The following is a 17,408-nucleotide window of genomic DNA, read 5'->3' as shown; positions in this document are numbered from 1 at the left end:
GATGCGGTGCAAATATCTTATCCGGCCTACCAGGCAGCACCCCGTAGGCCTGATAAGCAAAGTGCCATCAGGCATGGCAGTTATTGTCGGCTGAGCAGCGTTAACACTTCATAGTGCGCGGTATGCGGGAACATATCGAAAAGTTGGACCCGTTCTATGTGATACCCTGGCAGCTCGCGAATATCCTTCGCCATGCTTTGTGCATTACAGCTGGAGTAGATGATAAATGGCGGTGCCATACGGGAAAGATAATCACACAGGGGTTTACCAATGCCCCGACGCGGCGGGTTCACCAGCACCAGATCCGGAACGTCTTCCTGTGCCGTCGCGAATTGGGTCGAATCGAGCGCTTGAAAGTGCAGATTCTGTAACCCCAACGTCTGCGCAGATTGTTTCGCACAGGCGATCGCCTCTGGTGCGATCTCGATACCCGTCAGTTTCATCTGCGGCGTAGCGCAATGCAGGCCAAAACCGCCAACACCGCAAAACAGATCCCACATATGGTTGACCGAAAGCTGACGCACCCAATCGCGAGCCGTGCCATACAAACGCTCAGCCACTACCGGGTTGGTTTGAAAGAAACTCTGCGGGCGGATCCACAGCGGTACATCATTAAAACGTTCAGCCAGCGCCTGCTGCTCCGTCAGGAAGATTTCTGTCTCCCCTTCCATAATCGCCATATGCACTGGTTGGATATTGACCGTTATCACCTTTAACTGCGGTAACTGCGCCTGCAGCCACGGCAACGCCGCGCGCAGTTGGCTCAGCTTGGCCTCAGAGCGTAAGACAAAACGCAGCATCATACCGCCGTCAAACTGGCTTTCCGTTAACAGCACATATTTCAGTTCGCCCCGCTTACGCGCCACGTTGTAAGGTGTCAGCCCGGCGCGGGCGATAAAGGGTTTTAGCGCAGCAAATACCGGCGCAAATGAGGCAGGATAAAGCGGGCAGTCGCACAAATCTTCAGGTGTACCGTCACGATGCAGCATGCCCAACAGCGGTTTTTCCACGCTACCGCTCACTACCATTTTGGCTTTATTACGAAAAGCGCTCTCCGGGCCAACGACGGGCGCGCACCACTCCCCAACCGAAGAGTCGGCAAGCAGAGTCTGGAGATCGGCCATTTTTGCACGGAGTTGATCGCCAACGGGCTGTGTTATCCACTGACAGGAACGACAGCGATCGGCGTCATAAAGAGCGCACTGCATAAGAAAACCTTCAAATTAACTGGGGCGAAGATTATACACATTATTGCAGACGGAAGAACCGTCGACTGGATGCCGGAACAAACAGCAACAACAGCACCAGCATATCCGGTAATTTCTGCATCACCAGAGTGCGAAAAATTTCACGCTTCGATTCACCCGCAATACTGAACAGCTCGGGATAACCGTAACCCAACGATGCCGCCCACAAATAACCGGAGGCCACCACCTGGGTAAACAGATAAATCCAGCGCGCCCAGTTACGCCCTTTTACCAATGAAAAGGCACAGTAGATTTCGATAAACACCAGCACCAGGCTGCTTAAAAACACCAGCGTTAAATTCCAGGTCTGCACGCTACGCTGGATAAATGCCATTGTCCCGCTCACACCCAACGTATTGAAAATCATCAACAGATCGAGGCCGCGGATCATAATAATAGCGAGCGCCGCCACCTGCACTAAAGCAGGAACGTTTAAGCGAGCATGTGATGCGGATGATTTCTTAAAAAATCCCAACGCGTCGTCTTCCGTGAAAACGGTGCAGCGCCACATGCTGCACCGAGTAGAGGTTGGCAGATTTTAGTTTTTTCAGCCGCGTCTTGCACGCTGGATATCGCGCAACCGCTGCTTTTCTGTCCGGGCCATCAGGTACCACGCGATAAATCCGATAATTCCTACCACGCCAAGAATCAGCGTCGCCAGCGCGTTAATTTCCGGATTAACCCCCATACGTACGCTGGAGAACACCAGCATCGGCAACGTCGTCGCCCCAGGACCGGAAACAAAGCTGGCGATCACCAGATCGTCAAGCGACAGGGTGAAAGCCAACAGCCAGCCGGAAATCACCGCCGGCATTATCATCGGCAGCGTGATGACAAAAAAGACCTTCAGCGGCGTGGCGCCAAGATCCATCGCCGCTTCTTCGATGGAGTGATCCAGTTCGCGCAAACGCGAGGAGATAACAACCGCCACATACGCCGTACAGAAAGTGACGTGCGCCAGCCAGATGGTTAACATCCCGCGATCTGCCGGCCAGCCAATGGCATGCGCCATCGCGACAAACAGCAACAACAGCGACAGGCCAGTGATGACATCCGGCATAACCAGCGGCGCGGTTATCATAAAGGCAAAACCATTCGAACCCCGGAAACGACCAAAGCGCACCAGCACCACCGCAGCAATTGTGCCGAGGATCGACGCCATCGTCGCCGCACAGGCAGCAATGGTCAAACTCATCCCGACAGCGCTTATCATTGCAGTATCGTGGAGCAATTCACCGTACCAGCGCGTTGACCACCCTGCCCAGACCGTCACCAGTTTGGAGCTGTTAAACGAATAGATAACCAGCATCAGCATCGGCGCGTACAGGAAAGTGAACCCGACGACCAGGATAAAAATACGCCACGGTGAGCGAACGACGGGTAAATTATTCATCCGTGTTCCCCCACACTTTTTTGCTGATATTTATGGAACCACATGATCGGCACAATCAATAACAGCAGCATAATAATGGCCACAGCCGACGCCACCGGCCAGTCACGGTTATTGAAAAACTCCTGCCACAACACACGGCCAATCATAATGCTGTCCGGCCCGCCCAGCAGTTCAGGGATCACAAACTCCCCGACCGCCGGGATAAACACCAGCATTGAGCCTGCGATGATCCCGCCTTTGGTCAACGGCACGATCACGCTAAAGAACGTTTTCAGCGGTCGGGCCCCAAGATCCAGCGCCGCTTCCACCAGCGAATAGTCGATACGTGTCAACGCGGTGTAGATCGGCAGTACCATAAACGGCAAATATGCATAAACAATCCCGATATAGACCGCCAGATTGGTGTGCAGGATCGTCAGCGGCTGATCGATAACCCCCAGCCACATCAGAAAATTATTCAGGATCCCGTTATTTTTCAGGATCCCCATCCAGGCATATACGCGAATCAAAAACGAGGTCCAGGAAGGCAGGATCACCAGCAACAGCAGAATATTCCGCGTTGACGGTTTGCTGTGTGCCACAGCCCATGCCAGTGGATATCCCAGTAGCAAACAGCAGATCGTCGAAATCCCCGCCACCTGCAACGACTGCAGGTAAGCATCAACATACAGCGGGTCAGCCGTCAGTTGCAGGAAGTTGCCAACATTGAGCGTGATGGAGAGCTGGTCGTCTGCCCATGAGATGAGGTCAGAATACGGGGGTATCGCCCGCGCCATCTCAGAAAAAGAGATCTTAAAAACGATTAAAAATGGCAGCAAAAACAGCAGAATCAGCCAGATATACGGCAGCGCAATCACCACCTTGCGCCCATGCCTCATCTGCATCCGCGACATAAACAGCGTGAAACGGCTCGCGTTGTCCACGCGCGCCGGAGGTTCAAGTGTCCGCATTTTCACTCCTTAAACCGTCAACACTACGCAACTGTCCGCATCCCAACACAAACGCACCTCATCGCCCCAGGTCGGTAGCCCCTTACGGTAGCGATGTTCGTTTTGTAGCTGAGCACTCAACATCTGGCCGCTTTTTAAACGTACGTGGTACACCGACAAATCACCGAGATAGGCAATGTGAACCACTTCCCCCACCGCAAAGTTATAGCCATCCGCCGGTGGAGTCTCACAGAGCATAATTTTTTCCGGACGCAGCGCGACGTACACCGGGACGTTATCAACGATGGAGGCATCAGCATCGACTTTCAGCGGATGGACCAGCCCCGGAGAGTCAATGATCAGGCCGTCTTCCTGACGCGCTTTCAGTAGCCCCTCGAACACGTTTACCGAGCCAATAAATTCCGCGCTATAGCGGGTGGTCGGGTGCTCGTAAATCTCTTCAGGTTCGCCGATTTGCACGAACTTGCCGCGATTCATGATCGCAATACGCCCCGCCATCGTCATGGCTTCTTCCTGATCGTGCGTTACCATCACACAGGTCGCACCCACACGTTCGAGGATATCGACCACTTCCAGCTGCATGCGGTCACGGAGCTTTTTATCCAGCGCCCCCATCGGTTCGTCCAGCAGCAGCAGTTTAGGACGTTTTGCCAGGCTGCGCGCCAGCGCCACACGCTGTCGCTGACCGCCGGAAAGCTGATGCGGTTTGCGTTTGGCAAATTCCTGCATATGCACCAGGCCCAGCATCTCGTTGACGCGGCTGGTAATTTCAGCTTTCGGCAACTTGTCCTGCTTCAGGCCAAAGGCAATGTTCTGCTCCACCGTCATATGTGGGAACAGCGCGTAGGACTGAAACATCATATTAATCGGGCGCAGATACGGCGGGACGTGTGCTAAATCGACACCATCGAGCATAATTTGCCCGGTGGTCGGCAGTTCAAAGCCCGCCAGCATGCGCAGCAGGGTTGATTTGCCGCAGCCGGAGGCCCCTAGCAGGGCAAATATTTCGCCTTTGTAGATAGTCAGGTTGACGTCATCGACGGCGTGCTGGCCATCGAAAGACTTGGTCAGATTACGAATTTCAAGCAGCGGGGTTAGCGCTTTACGGGTTTTCGCCTGTGGGCGGGGGGTCGCATCATTCACGTGAGTGCTCTCCGGCATAAAACAAAGAAACAGTGCAAATAACGCACCAGCATGGTGCGTATTGCCGGGTTATGAGTGTTCAGGGTTCGGGTGTCCCGGCGGACTTACGCGCCGCCGGGTCATCTCCCTGACGCGGGTTATTTCCCGCTTTTCACCTTGGTCCAGGCACGGGTACGGACACGATCGATCTTCGGATCCTGTACTTTCAGAGTGAACAACTTGGCTCGCACATCGGCCGGCGGGTAAATCCCCGGATTGTCACGAACTTCAGGGCTGACCAACGCCGTCGCCTCTTTGTTCGCGTTGGCGTAGAACACGTGGTCGGAAATATGGGCAATCACATCCGGGCGCAGCAGATAGTTGAGGAACTGATACGCTTCGTCTTTATTTTTAGCATCCGCAGGCATGGCGAAAACATCGAAGAACGCCATCGCCCCTTCTTTTGGAATTGAGAAGGAAATATTGACGCCATTTTTCGCTTCTTTCGCGCGATTAGCGGCCTGCCATACGTCCCCTGCCCAACCAATTGCCACGCAGCTATCACCGTTTGCCAGATCGTTAATGTATTGAGAAGAGTGGAAATAACGAATATTCGGACGCAGCTTCAACAGCAGATCGGTTGCCGGTCCGGTGTAATCGTCCGCTTTGGTACTGTTGGGGTCTTTACCCAAGTAATTCAGCACGGTGGCAAACACTTCTTCGGGGGCATCAAGGAACGAGACGCCGCAGCTTTTGAGTTTTTCCAAATTTTCCGGCTTCAGGATCAGATCCCAACTGTCGACCGGCGCATCCGCGCCCAGCACCGCCTTCACTTTATCCACGTTGTAGCCAATACCGGTGGTTGCCCACATATACGGCATCGCAAACTTGTTGTCTGGATCGTGTTTCGCCACCAGCTTCAGCAATTCGGGATCGAGGTTTTTCCAGTCTGGCAGTTTACTTTTATCCAGCGGTTGGAAAACACCCGCAGTAAGCTGACGCTCAAGGAAGCTGGCGGAAGGAACGACAAGGTCAAAGCCAGTGCTACCCGCCATGAGCTTACCTTCCAGTACTTCATTGGAGTCGAACACATCATAAACCACTTTAATGCCGGTCTCTTTTTCAAAATTAGCCACCGTGTCGGGGGCGATATAATCAGACCAGTTATAAATATGCAGCGTTTTTTGTTCAGCAGCGAGCGTGCCGGCAGAGAGGGATATCAGAGCACCCGCAACCAGGCCTGATAACCATTTTTTATTTAAGGCGGTCATAATCTCTTTCCTTCTGAAAGTTCGTTAACAAACGAACAAAAAATTCACACTCTATGATATGCAAGAAACGTGCATATTCTTTCATTCAGCACAAATAAGAAAAGAGGCTTCCCCTGTGCCGCTATGGCTCGCTGATAATCGCGGAATCATTCAACATGCATTGCGGTCGCATGCAGCCCATAAAGGGTTCATTGAAGGATGACGTTTATAAGCCTCGCCAGAATAACTTTAGCCAGGATTCGAGGATATAGCCCAGTTAAAAAAACGTCTTTTATCAATTTTTTATGCAGGATTTATCTATGACATAAGGCAGAAGGCGTGGAAGTTAGGTGAATAATTCTTTAATAAAAGGTTAAATGCAGAATAAAAATAGGGTAATACGCAACCGCTCTGGCAGCGGCTGCGCTTTTGGCATCATTGCTCAGGAAATATTAATGGAGGAAATGGGTCTCAGTACCGCTGTTTTGCACATCTTCTTCAGCGTTAAATAACAGTTGATGCGCCCCGGCCTCAAGGATCACCATGGATATCTGCTCTTCGCTCTGGCGAACAAAACATTCGAACTGCTCAAACGTGACGCCCGGCACAACGTATAAAGACTGGCAAACCACCAGCTTTGGCAGATTATCATCCTGCATGTCCAGAAAGGCTTTCACCGTCAGCGAACTGGCATTAATGGATGACAGATCGGCGGCCAACGGCAGCAACGCCGATGGCCTGACTTCCGCCATCGCAGAGAACAGAATGACGTTATCCACCAAATCAATTTTCGCATCAAAGATGCCGTCAAAGTTTTGCATATGAGGTAAATGCAGCGCCTGACAGGTATCGCATTCAAAAAAACTCATGCCCAGGTCGTCGAGCCATTGACGCAACGTATCCAGAGTGGGAACGACCAGTGATGTCATAATAATGTGCGACCTCTTTCGATGAAAAAATTACCGGCACAGCTTACGCAAAAAGACCGCGTCATACCACGATCGCCATCGATATTGCGTTCAGCCGCCGATTTTAAGACAAAATTCCGGAGTTGCATGACGTTCGATCCACTGGATCATCCGTCCGGCAATATCAACCCCCGTGGTTTTCTCCACGCCTTCAAGCCCCGGAGAAGCGTTAACTTCCATGACCAGCGGCCCGCGGTCTGCGCGCAAAATATCAACGCCAGCCACATCCAGGCCCATGGTTCGGGCGGCTTTTATCGCGATGTCCCTTTCACGCGTCGTAATATTGGCAATACTGGCCACGCCACCGCGATGGAGATTAGAACGAAAATCGCCCTCTTTAGCCCGACGCTCAATCGCGGCCACCACCTCGTCCCCTACGACAAAACAGCGAATATCCCGCCCTTTGGCCTCTTTAATATATTCCTGCACCAGGATATGTGCGTTCAGCCCTCGAAATGCATCCACGACGCTCTCCGCGGCCTGACGCGTTTCGGCCAGCACCACACCGATACCCTGCGTGCCTTCTACCAGTTTCACCACCAACGGTGCGCCGCCGACCATATCAATCATGTCGCTGGTATCGTCCGGTGAGTGCGCGATTCCGGTAATCGGGAGATCGATTCCCTGACGTGCCAGCAGTTGCAATGAGCGCAGCTTATCGCGCGCACGGGTGATCGCCACCGACTCATTCAATGGATAACTCCCTAACATCTCGAACTGGCGCAACGCCGCCGTACCGTAAAAGGTAATCGCCGAGCCGATTCGTGGGATGACCGCATCAAAATGAGGGAGCTGGCGGCCCTTGTAATGAATCGAAGACGCCGCCGGACTAATGTTCATATAACAGGAAAGGGGATCGATAATTTCAACCAGGTGACCGCGCTGCATCGCCGCTTCACGCAGGCGCTTACAAGAATAGAGCGTTCCGTCCCGGGACAAAATGGCAATTTTCACCCTGCACCTCTCTGAAAGACCTGCTGAAAGCCGGCGTATCATACACCGGGTTAAAATCTTTAGCGCGTAGCCCATCCCTGTTTGTGCAAATATTCCAGAATAAAGGGGCGATTTTCTTTGATGATGGTGCGGCGAATATGATCGCTCCAGGTATCACGACGCGTGTTGCTGCCACGGGTCAGATAATACTGCGCAAGCTGTTCATCATAGTGAGCCAGGGCGTCCTTATCGAGCGGCTGGTATTGATTTTCATGCACCACAATGGCCGCAGGCAGCCGTGGCTTGATATCGGGATTATCTGCAGGCCAACCGAGACACAGACCAAACAGCGGCAGAACATGCTGCGGCAGTTTCAGTAACTCAGTTACCGACGCAATATTGTTGCGCAGTCCGCCAATATATACACCGCCAAGCCCCAGCGACTCTGCAGCCGTCAGCGCATTTTGCGCCATCATCGCCGTATCAACCACGCCAAGCAGCAGTTGTTCTGCCAGTCCCAGCTGTGCGTCAGGGCAAATCTGTAAATGACGGTTAAAATCGGCGCAGAACACCCAGAATTCGGCAGCCTTCGCCACGTGCGGCTGCCCACCCGACAGCGTCACCAGCGACTCTCGCAGGGCCTTATCCGTCACCCGAATAATCGTGCTGCACTGTAAAAAACTGGAGCTCGAGGTGCCTTGCGCGGCAGCTATAATCGCCTCGCGCTGCGCATCCGAAATCGACGCCTCGGTGAAATGGCGAATAGAACGGTGGCTGCGAAGTAAATCAATGGTTGGAGTCATCTCTTTTTTCTCTGGCTGAACGGGAAGATACGCTGGATGTTCGCGACATCAGCTGCGGCGCCAACAGTTGCGCAATGCGCCACATTAAAAACACAGCGGCGGGAAGCATCAACAAAACCCCCAGAAAAATCATCACCACACAGGCCAATGGACTGTTAAGCGGCGCGGGTAAGGTGAGGTAATCGTTAAGCGACAATAGCGCCAGCGCTAACGACACCATACCGATCGTTTCCAGAATCAATATGCTTTTAGGTAACACACCCACAGTGCGCATACGTGGCCTCCCGGCGAAGTGGCTCGTAGTATAAAACGTTCCGAGTTCTCATGTTTAACAGATATAGCGTAGATGTATCAAAGCAACAGGCCGAACCTACTTTCCATCCGACATAAATCGCGGCATCATACAGTCATTCGCCATCTGGCCTGATAAGTTCGAGGAGAGTGAGATGTTTGCTGTTATTTTTGGTCGCCCAGGGTGCCCGTATTGCGTGCGCGCAAAAGAATTGGCAGAAAAATTAAGCAATGAGCATGAAGATTTTAACTTCCGCTACATTGATATTCATGCCGAAGGGATCTCAAAAGCCGATCTGGAAAAGACGGTTGGTAAGCCGGTAGAGACCGTACCGCAGATTTTTGTCGATCAGAAACACATCGGCGGCTGCACGGATTTCGAAGCATGGGCAAAAGAGAATGTGAATCTGTTCGCCTGATTGCCGTCTCTACGCCCTCCACTGGAGGGCGTAATCAGTGTTTTTTCCGCTGCTGATGCTGATTAAACAGGCTGCTGATAAACAGAAAACACAATGCGCCAAGCGCGCACCAAAACACCGCACTAAACAACCATGCCAGCTCTTGCCACAGCGAACGCGTAGGCATAAACACAAATCGCATCAATAACAAACAACACGGTGCCGCCAGCATTGCACCGAGAAGAGGTCTAAGCACCTCACGACGATGGGAAAAAAAGCTGGCCGCTGCTCCTGGCAATATAAAAAACAACAACCCAACCTCAGGATGCCCAGCCGCCTTAAATGCTCCTTTCACGTTCAGCGTCAATGAAAGACACACCACAATAAAAAGCACAAAGCAGCAGATCGCACCCGCCCAACCTTGTCTATGTTTCAATCGTTCCTCCTGACACTCTCTATCGAACACTCTTTTCGCCCAAAGGCGTCCAGTCAGATAAAGTCGTTCGGCATTCCATGCCAAAAACACACTCACACGATTCTTATAGCCGTTGAAACGTAATGAGATTAAACTAGCCGCATATATTGTCATGCTGCTTTATTCGGGGCTGTGTACGATGCTGTCGCCCCTTAATTTCTGGCAAAAACATTAGCGTAAATTGCCATTTCTTTCAATAGCTTACTAGTAAACAAGAAGTTAGCCTCCGTGAATATAAACGTCGCAGATTTGTTAAATGGGAATTACATCCTGTTATTATTTGTGGTCCTGGCGCTGGGACTGTGTCTGGGGAAATTACGCCTGGGTACAGTCCAACTCGGTAATTCCATTGGCGTTTTAGTAGTCTCCCTATTATTAGGCCAGCAGCACTTTAGTATTAACACTGATGCTTTAAATCTCGGCTTTATGCTGTTTATTTTTTGCGTCGGCGTCGAAGCTGGTCCCAACTTTTTTTCGATTTTTTTTCGCGATGGGAAAAATTACCTAATGCTTGCTCTGGTCATGGTCGGCAGCGCAATGCTGATCGCCCTGGGACTGGGTAGGCTATTTGGCTGGGACATCGGCCTGACTGCCGGCATGCTGGCGGGGTCAATGACCTCCACGCCGGTGCTGGTCGGCGCGGGTGACACATTGCGCCATTCAGGGATGACAGGAACACAGCTGTCAACGGCTCTTGATAACCTGAGCCTCGGTTACGCACTGACTTATCTGATCGGACTGGTCAGCCTGATTGTCGGCGCACGCTACCTGCCAAAACTGCAGCATCAGGATTTGCAAACCAGCGCCCAACAAATCGCCCGTGAACGTGGCCTCGACACCGACGCCAACCGTAAGGTCTATCTGCCTGTGATCCGCGCCTATCGTGTCGGTCCGGAACTGGTTGCCTGGGCTGATGGTAAAAATCTGCGTGAGCTGGGTATCTATCGCCAGACCGGTTGTTATATCGAGCGTATCCGTCGCAACGGCATTCTGGCTAACCCGGACGGCGACGCAGTACTGCAGATGGGCGATGAAATTGCCTTAGTGGGCTACCCGGATGCACATGCCCGCCTCGACCCCAGCTTCCGTAACGGCAAAGAGGTGTTCGATCGCGACCTGCTCGATATGCGCATCGTCACCGAAGAGATTGTGGTGAAAAACCACAATGCCGTCGGTCGTCGTCTGGCGCAGTTAAAACTGACCGATCACGGCTGCTTCCTTAACCGCGTGATCCGTAGCCAGATTGAAATGCCGATTGATGACAACGTCGTGCTCAATAAAGGTGATGTGTTGCAGGTCAGCGGCGATGCCCGCCGCGTAAAGACCATTGCAGACCGTATCGGCTTTATTTCAATTCACAGCCAGGTCACCGACCTGCTGGCCTTCTGCGCTTTCTTTATCATCGGCCTGATGATTGGGATGATCACCTTCCAGTTCAGTAATTTCAGCTTTGGCATCGGAAACGCAGCTGGCCTGCTGTTTGCCGGTATTATGCTTGGCTTCCTGCGCGCCAACCACCCGACGTTTGGCTACATCCCACAGGGTGCGCTGAACATGGTGAAAGAGTTTGGCCTGATGGTCTTTATGGCGGGCGTCGGCTTAAGCGCAGGCAGCGGTATTGGCAACGGCCTCGGCGCAGTCGGCGGACAAATGCTAATAGCGGGCCTGATTGTCAGCCTGGTGCCGGTGGTTATCTGTTTCCTGTTCGGCGCTTACGTATTGCGCATGAACCGCGCCCTGCTGTTTGGCGCCATGATGGGCGCACGAACCTGTGCACCGGCGATGGAAATCATCAGCGACACCGCGCGCAGCAACATCCCTGCTTTAGGTTATGCAGGCACCTATGCTATTGCCAACGTCTTACTGACGCTGGCGGGGACACTGATCGTCATCGTCTGGCCTGGCCTCGGTTAAAAATTTACCCATTTATGAAATTTTTTTGCAGATAAGCAGAACTTTTCTTCAAGGTGTCAGTCATAACTATTGCCACTGCTTTTCTTTGATGTCCCCAATTTGTGGAGCCCATCAACCCCGCCGTTTTGGTTCAAGGTTGATGGGTTTTTTGTTGCCTGAAATTCATGCCTTTTCTAATCAGTTGCTTACGAAGCACCTTAAAGCCAGATGGCGACAAAATGGCGGCAAAAATTTAGGTATTTCTATCTATCCGAAGTAAGACAGCCCCTCTACATCCCTAAGATTGCTCACCACCTTTGACCAATCGGTTGAGATCCCCTCATTTACCGACTCATCTTAAAGGCAAGTACCAGTTCTAGCAGTGTCAATAGGCTGTTACTCATGATAATTTTTATTGGATAGCATAAGTACGCTTTTAAACGTTTTTATCTGGAAGATGTTATGACAACAAAAAATTTTATGGCCGCTGATGGGCAAACCTATCAGATCAATCTTGATGATGAGTGCATTGAAGTACGGTTAGATGGAGAAAGGATGGGCAGCATTAGTTTAACCTTGGTTGAAATGGATAGATATTCACGGGATTATTACTACATCACTAATCTTGACCTCGCCAAATGCAAAGGATTAGGGATAGGAAGAGCATGCTTACAGTTTCATCGTGAAGAGATAGGCGAAGCGATTTACGCTGCAGATGAGTACGGACAAAAGATGGATGATGGAAGCCACCTTATTGATGATGGAATTCCTTTCATTGCTAAGATGCGTGAAGAAGGAATAGTTGTTAAAAGTTCTGAAGATTGACTAATTACGGTCTATACATATTGAAGTTTTTATGACCTAGCCTACCAATTTGGGCTAGGCATAAGGTCGATGTCACAGCATTTTTAGTATGAAAATTGTTCCTGCCCTCCCTTTGGATGAGGTGGTGCTGCGCTGATTTTTTGCGGGCGGCACACTGACCGAACAAAAGTCTCATGCGTTACGAACGTATGCCCGCACTCAATATTGGTGCACTGGTTGTATCGTTCTTTGGTCTCACTGGAAACCTGAAAGCTACTGCGTGTATGCGCAGCCTGCCCGCACATAGGACAATTCATCATAATAATCAGCCCTCATTATTAACCAGTTCGCAATAATGATACATTATTGTTCGCAATTTGGAACTAATCATTCCATTGCGAACTCATCAATCTTTACTTCAAGCTCCATGCTGGTCGTAAATCCATTATCCGGGCTGACAGAATGCGTCAGGGTGGTAATGGTCCATTCTGCATCATCGATCGGCTGCTTAAACCCCGTCACCTTCACCGGCATTTCCGTATAGAGATCAGCCCGTCCCTCAGCGAGCTGCAGGGAAAATGAAGCAACCCCACGCTGCAGACGTTCCCACTGCATTTTTGCTGCGCGCTCTGCATTGCTCCGGTTGGCGTAGGTACGATTAAGAACCAGCACGTTTTCATCCGTACCGACGAGGTAATCTCCCTGTTTCTCCTCCGCCGTTTTTGTCGTTGTAGTTTTCCGCTTCCGCTTTACCTTTACCGCTTCTTTTTTTACCGGTTCCCGCGTATGCAGCCAGCTGGCAATAACGCCGGTATAGGCGCCACGATCAGCCAGGGTGAAGCGGTGGCCATCGCCATCTTTACGGGTAATCGTGATAACCGGCAGCGCTTTACCACTGGCAGTTTTGCCCTGGCCCTGCCGGAGAAAAAGCAGATTGCCATCCTTCACAGATGCAATGGCGCCATACTGCCGCGCCAGCCGCATCAGAAAACTGGCGTCGCTCTCGTTTGTCTGGTCGATGTGATCGATCGCTTTGTCGGTCAGGTCTTTACCCAGCGCCATTTTCAGGTTGTGGCGCCCGGCTATCTCCTTAACGACTTCCCCCACGGTTGTCTGGTGCCATGACTTTTCACGCCGGGTATTCAGGGTTTCCCGGAAGTCAGCGCTGCGGGCACGGATGGTCAGACGGTCAGGCGCGCCGCTGTGCTCAATCTCATCAACGGTATAGCCGCCCTTTGGAAACAATGGCTGCCCTTTCCAGCCCAGTGCTACCGTTATCACCGCCCCACGGCGCGGCAGCACAATCAGGCCGTCCGCGTCGTCCAGCTCCAGATCAAGCTGGTCAGCCTCAAATCCCCGGTTATCGGTCAGGGTCAGGCTCATAAGGCGCTTATCCAGCACCGTTGTAATATCCTTCCCCTCAATCGTGACGCTGAATGCAGGCGTTTTTCTGCCGGTATTCAGCAGCGCTGAATCTAAATTCATGACAGCAGCCCTCCCACTGTTCCGCTGATACTGCCAATCGCTGACGTTGCCGAATCCTGCAGGATGCCTAGTTGATCGCTCAGGCTGCCAAACATTTCAGACAGTGATTCATCCACCCTTTTCAGCGACAATGAAAACTCAATCCGGCGCGGCATCCCATCACGGAAAAACTCTGCTTTCGTCTGGTTCAGCCCCTCAATCACGTACATGCCATAAATCGTGCCACTGCCCTCGATCAGGGGCCACGCCTTGCCCAGCTCCGCCATCTGTTCCAGCGCCAGCATGGACAGCCTGCCGCCGGTAATTTCTGGCAACAGCACCCCGGATAGCGTCAGCGTGTCATTATCCGGCCCCAGAAATTGCGTGGTGGCGCGGCGGTTTACGCGGCTGTTTGTCGCATGGCGCCAGCTGCGCTGATACTGCAGCTCCTGATAAGGGACCGTGCGCAGCTCGAAAACAAATAATCCCAGCACCATCATCATGAGTCATAGCCCCCCTGATCGCTGTAGTTACTCCGGGCCTTCGCCCTGATCCGGCGGTCCCGCTCATCGAGTTGGCGCGCCACCTCTCGCGCAATATCCTGCGCATTCTGTCCTGGCTGTGCCTGGATAATGATCTGCGTCGGCGCGTCCACATGGAAAACCGGCTGCGCGCTGGCGGCCTGGCCCATCATCGTTGCGCCAGATTTTACCGGCAGGCTAAACGGATGTAGCGGTGGAGCATCGACCGGCGCCACAGCGGCCCCCATCATTCCTGCAACCACCGAGGCCAGCGCCGCTGTGCGTCGCCTGCTGGTTACGTTTACCGGGCCGTTTACAATCTCCGGCCCGTTCTCCCCCACAATGCCAAACTGCCCGCGAGGGATGTTTCCGCCGGTATCATACATCCCCGCGTAAGCCGGGAACCCGCCGGGCGGTAACATCACACTGCCGTTACCGCTTACCGTGGCTGGCGTCTGATTTGGCAACCTGGCGCTGGCGGCCTCCTTATTGACCAGGCCCAGCTTTTCCAGCAACCAGACCACGCCTGATTTCAGAGACTCCAGCGGATGCAGCGCCATGTTCAGCCCTTCCGCCAGCATTTCACCGAACAAACGCACCATTGATGCCGCACTCTGCAGCTCTGCCGCCGTCGATTTGACCGGCGTCAGCAAATTAGTAAACCAGCCCCACAACTCCCGGACCTTATCCCCTACCCATTGAAAAATGGGCATTAACGGGGAAAAAGCTGACAGGATAGGCGCTGCCGCCGCTTTGAACCCCTCTACTACTCCGCCCAGAAAGGCGCTGATAGGTTGCCAGTATTTCCAGACCACCAGTGCCCCCCCAGCCAGCGCAGCTACAACAAGACCGATCGGACTCAGCAACGCCCCAAGCAAACTCCCCACGGTGAACAGCGCCACACGGAGTAACGCCAGCGGACCAGAAGCCAGTAAACGCAGCACCCCGCCCGTGCGTGTCGCTGCAGCTGCGGTGGAAGGTAAAACCTTAACCGACAGCATCGACAGCGCGAACCGGATCACCGCAATCGGCCCCAGCACAGCAGCCACCGCCACCGCCAGCGTACCCAGCCCGACTGTGATCGCCGCCGTCGCCGCTGCCACTTTCATCAGCGTGCCAGCCAGCACGGGATTCTGCTCAACCCAGCGCCGAAGCGCCCCGGTCACGCCTTTAACCATGCTCATGATATCCATCAGCGGCTGGCGCAGCGTTTCCCCCAGGCTACTGAAAGCGTTCTGCGCGCCCGTCTTAACCAGCAACCACTGCGCAGACAATGAATCCTTGTTGATGTCGGATTCTTTCTGCATGGAGCCATTAGCATCGCTGCCTGCAGTGAGTTTCAGCTGGCGCTGCAGCTCCGGCAGGTTGTTTGCCAGTTTTGCGGCATCATCGCCAAACTCTTTGCCAAAAATCATCGTCATTGCAGACAGGCGCTTATCCTGCGGCAGCTTGTTGACCTTCTCCAGTACGCGCTGAATAGTGCCCATGGCATCCGTGGTCATCTGCTTTTCAATCTCTTCTGGATTGAGTTTCAGCAGGTCCATACCTTCAAAAAAGCGTTTGCTTTGCATGGTGGCAATGGAAAGTTCACGCACCATGGCATTTGAAGCACTGGCGGCAATTTCAGGTGCCGCGCCCAGAGAAAGGAAGGTTGAACCCAGCGCCGCCGCTTTGCGGAAGTCGAGGCGGTCAGCCACGCCGCCCATGCGCTGCAGGACGTTGATAATATCCCCGCCCTTTGACATGGCATTATCGTCCAGGTAGTTCAGCGCATCGCCCAGCTGCTCAATATTGCGCGTCGGTACTTTATACAGCTGCGCAATTTTCCCTAACCCCTCCGCCAGCTCATCTGCAGGCAGTTCAAAAGCGGTTGCTGCTTTCGCTGCAGTTGAGGCAAAGGCCAGTAAATCGCGCTTCTGGTCCTCAAAGGGATCATCCTGATTGGTCACGCCCATGCGGGCGCCCCCCTCAACCAGTGCCGCGTAGTCAATCGCGCCGTTCTCCATCGGCAGCTGCTCACTGGCAGCTTTGATGGCATCCTGCATGTCATAAAACTGTTTTGTACGGTTGCCGTTATCGTCCCGCAGCCCGTTTACCTGCTTTGCCACGCCTTTCATGGCATCTTCCATGCTGGCGTAGCTTTTCACTGCAGCCATAACCGGCGCACCCATTGCCAGCCCCGCTGCCGTGGTGGTGGCCCCGGCTCCGGCAATGCGATCCCGAACCTCCAGACGGCGCGAATACTGATCACGAACCGCATTCATTCTCGCCTGCTGTTCACCCAGGCGTTTCAGGGATTTTTGCTGTCGCTCCAGTGCCAGTCGGGTTTCATCGGCGTTCTGCCGTAACTCACGCTGTGCGCTGCTCAGTTTCTTTGTATCAAGCCCTGCCTCATTCAGCGCAAGGCGCTGACGCTGCACTGACTGACGCAGCCCGTTATATTTTCCCTGTAAATCGGTGACGCGATTTTTAGCCTGCTCAAGCAGCCTAACCTGTGCAGCCGTCGGGCGGTTGGTCGCAGTAAACTGCATGGCGAGTTTTGCCGCTTCTTCGCGGGCGGCTTTAAGGCTGTTACCTGTGACTGCCAGCTGCGCGCTGGCCTTACGGAAGCCATCAATTCTGCCCGCCTGAGAATCTAACTCTTTCAGCCGGGCACGGCTTTGCTGAATAGCGGCAGCCAGCTCTTTTGAGCTGGCCTGCGCGGATCGAAATGGACGGGTGAGCTTGTCAACCGCATTCAGAATCACCTGCAGACGCAGGTTATTGTCACTCATCGCTGGCCCCGCTTCTCTGAATCGCTTTATACCGCCATTCCAGCACTTCGGTCAGCGGCATAACGTCAGTGACAGAGGGCGGCCAGTGAAAAATGGTGGCAATATCTGCCACCAAATCATCT

19 protein-coding genes are annotated in these 17,408 nt (G+C 53.0%); 3 read left to right on the top strand and 16 right to left on the bottom strand.

Features of this window, described 5'->3' with window-relative positions; genetic code table 11:
• Positions 1 to 80: 80 nt before the first annotated feature.
• From rlmC to QNN86_RS05810, 10 genes are all read right to left on the bottom strand, one after another.
• Positions 81 to 1,208 carry a 23S rRNA (uracil(747)-C(5))-methyltransferase RlmC gene (gene rlmC, locus QNN86_RS05855; protein WP_414210767.1) on the bottom strand — a complete coding sequence of 376 codons (1,128 nt, stop codon included), beginning with the start codon at positions 1,206 to 1,208 and terminating at the stop codon, positions 81 to 83.
• 40 nt (positions 1,209 to 1,248) lie between these two features.
• Positions 1,249 to 1,758, bottom strand: a complete 510-nt coding sequence (locus QNN86_RS05850; protein WP_181618999.1) for a YbjO family protein — start codon at positions 1,756 to 1,758, stop codon at positions 1,249 to 1,251.
• 36 nt (positions 1,759 to 1,794) lie between these two features.
• Entirely contained in the window at positions 1,795 to 2,640 is an 846-nt protein-coding gene (gene potI, locus QNN86_RS05845) for a putrescine ABC transporter permease PotI (RefSeq protein ID WP_137362362.1), read from the bottom strand.
• Complete coding sequence (gene potH / locus QNN86_RS05840; RefSeq protein WP_096757706.1) at positions 2,637 to 3,590, bottom strand: putrescine ABC transporter permease PotH; 954 nt, start codon at positions 3,588 to 3,590, stop codon at positions 2,637 to 2,639. Before potH ends, potI begins: the two co-directional genes overlap by 4 nt.
• Before the next feature lie 9 nt (positions 3,591 to 3,599).
• A complete protein-coding gene (gene potG / locus QNN86_RS05835; RefSeq protein ID WP_135912335.1) occupies positions 3,600 to 4,733 on the bottom strand; it encodes a putrescine ABC transporter ATP-binding subunit PotG in 1,134 nt (377 codons plus the stop codon).
• Positions 4,734 to 4,870: 137 nt separating this feature from the next.
• Entirely contained in the window at positions 4,871 to 5,983 is a 1,113-nt protein-coding gene (potF, locus tag QNN86_RS05830) for a spermidine/putrescine ABC transporter substrate-binding protein PotF (protein WP_096757708.1), read from the bottom strand.
• Between the two features lie 431 nt (positions 5,984 to 6,414).
• Positions 6,415 to 6,891: a YbjN domain-containing protein gene (locus QNN86_RS05825; RefSeq protein ID WP_096757709.1), complete on the bottom strand. Its 477-nt coding sequence runs from the start codon at positions 6,889 to 6,891 to the stop codon at positions 6,415 to 6,417.
• A gap of 90 nt (positions 6,892 to 6,981) precedes the next feature.
• On the bottom strand, positions 6,982 to 7,884 hold the full coding sequence (rimK, locus tag QNN86_RS05820; RefSeq protein WP_096757710.1) for a 30S ribosomal protein S6--L-glutamate ligase: 903 nt from the start codon (positions 7,882 to 7,884) through the stop codon (positions 6,982 to 6,984).
• 59 nt (positions 7,885 to 7,943) lie between these two features.
• Positions 7,944 to 8,666 (bottom strand): nitroreductase NfsA, encoded by a 723-nt coding sequence (gene nfsA / locus QNN86_RS05815; protein WP_115258961.1) that lies wholly within the window; start codon positions 8,664 to 8,666, stop codon positions 7,944 to 7,946.
• Entirely contained in the window at positions 8,650 to 8,940 is a 291-nt protein-coding gene (locus QNN86_RS05810) for a DUF1418 family protein (RefSeq protein WP_096757712.1), read from the bottom strand. The genes nfsA and QNN86_RS05810 overlap by 17 nt, the downstream gene beginning before the upstream one ends.
• Before the next feature lie 172 nt (positions 8,941 to 9,112).
• Between QNN86_RS05810 and QNN86_RS05805 the strand changes: the two genes are divergently transcribed.
• On the top strand, positions 9,113 to 9,376 hold the full coding sequence (locus tag QNN86_RS05805) for a GrxA family glutaredoxin (RefSeq protein ID WP_096757713.1): 264 nt from the start codon (positions 9,113 to 9,115) through the stop codon (positions 9,374 to 9,376).
• 34 nt (positions 9,377 to 9,410) lie between these two features.
• On the opposite strand, the gene QNN86_RS05800 is transcribed toward QNN86_RS05805, so the two are convergent.
• Positions 9,411 to 9,791 (bottom strand): inner membrane protein YbjM, encoded by a 381-nt coding sequence (locus tag QNN86_RS05800; protein WP_096759440.1) that lies wholly within the window; start codon positions 9,789 to 9,791, stop codon positions 9,411 to 9,413.
• Between the two features lie 267 nt (positions 9,792 to 10,058).
• Between QNN86_RS05800 and QNN86_RS05795 the strand changes: the two genes are divergently transcribed.
• Positions 10,059 to 11,744 carry an aspartate:alanine antiporter gene (locus tag QNN86_RS05795; RefSeq protein ID WP_096757714.1) on the top strand — a complete coding sequence of 562 codons (1,686 nt, stop codon included), beginning with the start codon at positions 10,059 to 10,061 and terminating at the stop codon, positions 11,742 to 11,744.
• A 441-nt stretch (positions 11,745 to 12,185) separates the two neighbouring features.
• Positions 12,186 to 12,548, top strand: a complete 363-nt coding sequence (locus QNN86_RS05790; protein WP_414210766.1) for a hypothetical protein — start codon at positions 12,186 to 12,188, stop codon at positions 12,546 to 12,548.
• Positions 12,549 to 12,631: 83 nt separating this feature from the next.
• Here QNN86_RS05790 and QNN86_RS05785 read toward each other — a convergent pair whose 3' ends face one another.
• The 5 genes from QNN86_RS05785 to QNN86_RS05765 form a co-directional block, all read right to left on the bottom strand.
• Complete coding sequence (locus QNN86_RS05785; RefSeq protein ID WP_414210765.1) at positions 12,632 to 12,847, bottom strand: ogr/Delta-like zinc finger family protein; 216 nt, start codon at positions 12,845 to 12,847, stop codon at positions 12,632 to 12,634.
• A 67-nt stretch (positions 12,848 to 12,914) separates the two neighbouring features.
• Positions 12,915 to 14,012 carry a phage late control D family protein gene (locus QNN86_RS05780; protein WP_414210764.1) on the bottom strand — a complete coding sequence of 366 codons (1,098 nt, stop codon included), beginning with the start codon at positions 14,010 to 14,012 and terminating at the stop codon, positions 12,915 to 12,917.
• Positions 14,009 to 14,494, bottom strand: a complete 486-nt coding sequence (locus QNN86_RS05775; RefSeq protein ID WP_040234055.1) for a phage tail protein — start codon at positions 14,492 to 14,494, stop codon at positions 14,009 to 14,011. Before QNN86_RS05775 ends, QNN86_RS05780 begins: the two co-directional genes overlap by 4 nt.
• The gene (locus QNN86_RS05770; RefSeq protein ID WP_414210763.1) at positions 14,491 to 17,286 is read right to left on the bottom strand and encodes a phage tail tape measure protein; all 2,796 of its coding nucleotides are present in this window, start codon (positions 17,284 to 17,286) and stop codon (positions 14,491 to 14,493) included. The genes QNN86_RS05775 and QNN86_RS05770 overlap by 4 nt, the downstream gene beginning before the upstream one ends.
• The gene (locus tag QNN86_RS05765) at positions 17,279 to 17,398 is read right to left on the bottom strand and encodes a GpE family phage tail protein (protein WP_071842818.1); all 120 of its coding nucleotides are present in this window, start codon (positions 17,396 to 17,398) and stop codon (positions 17,279 to 17,281) included. Before QNN86_RS05765 ends, QNN86_RS05770 begins: the two co-directional genes overlap by 8 nt.
• Positions 17,399 to 17,408: the final 10 nt, after the last annotated feature.

The organism is Citrobacter sp. C348 (assembly GCF_047467975.1).
GTDB classification, from domain to species: Bacteria; Pseudomonadota; Gammaproteobacteria; order Enterobacterales; family Enterobacteriaceae; genus Citrobacter; species Citrobacter gillenii.
Note: the sequence above shows the minus strand (reverse complement) of the source record. Positions and strands in the feature narration are given on the sequence as shown.

Coding starts and splice junctions, on each gene's coding strand:
- QNN86_RS05850 (WP_181618999.1), bottom strand. CDS start 1,758: ATGTGGCGCTGCACCGTTTTCACGGAAGACGACGCGTTGGGATTTTTT.
- nfsA (WP_115258961.1), bottom strand. CDS start 8,666: ATGACTCCAACCATTGATTTACTTCGCAGCCACCGTTCTATTCGCCAT.
- QNN86_RS05810 (WP_096757712.1), bottom strand. CDS start 8,940: ATGCGCACTGTGGGTGTGTTACCTAAAAGCATATTGATTCTGGAAACG.
- QNN86_RS05770 (WP_414210763.1), bottom strand. CDS start 17,286: ATGAGTGACAATAACCTGCGTCTGCAGGTGATTCTGAATGCGGTTGAC.
- potF (WP_096757708.1), bottom strand. CDS start 5,983: ATGACCGCCTTAAATAAAAAATGGTTATCAGGCCTGGTTGCGGGTGCT.
- QNN86_RS05805 (WP_096757713.1), top strand. CDS start 9,113: ATGTTTGCTGTTATTTTTGGTCGCCCAGGGTGCCCGTATTGCGTGCGC.
- rlmC (WP_414210767.1), bottom strand. CDS start 1,208: ATGCAGTGCGCTCTTTATGACGCCGATCGCTGTCGTTCCTGTCAGTGG.
- QNN86_RS05780 (WP_414210764.1), bottom strand. CDS start 14,012: ATGAATTTAGATTCAGCGCTGCTGAATACCGGCAGAAAAACGCCTGCA.
- QNN86_RS05790 (WP_414210766.1), top strand. CDS start 12,186: ATGACAACAAAAAATTTTATGGCCGCTGATGGGCAAACCTATCAGATC.
- potI (WP_137362362.1), bottom strand. CDS start 2,640: ATGAATAATTTACCCGTCGTTCGCTCACCGTGGCGTATTTTTATCCTG.
- potH (WP_096757706.1), bottom strand. CDS start 3,590: ATGCGGACACTTGAACCTCCGGCGCGCGTGGACAACGCGAGCCGTTTC.
- QNN86_RS05775 (WP_040234055.1), bottom strand. CDS start 14,494: ATGATGATGGTGCTGGGATTATTTGTTTTCGAGCTGCGCACGGTCCCT.
- QNN86_RS05785 (WP_414210765.1), bottom strand. CDS start 12,847: ATGATGAATTGTCCTATGTGCGGGCAGGCTGCGCATACACGCAGTAGC.
- QNN86_RS05825 (WP_096757709.1), bottom strand. CDS start 6,891: ATGACATCACTGGTCGTTCCCACTCTGGATACGTTGCGTCAATGGCTC.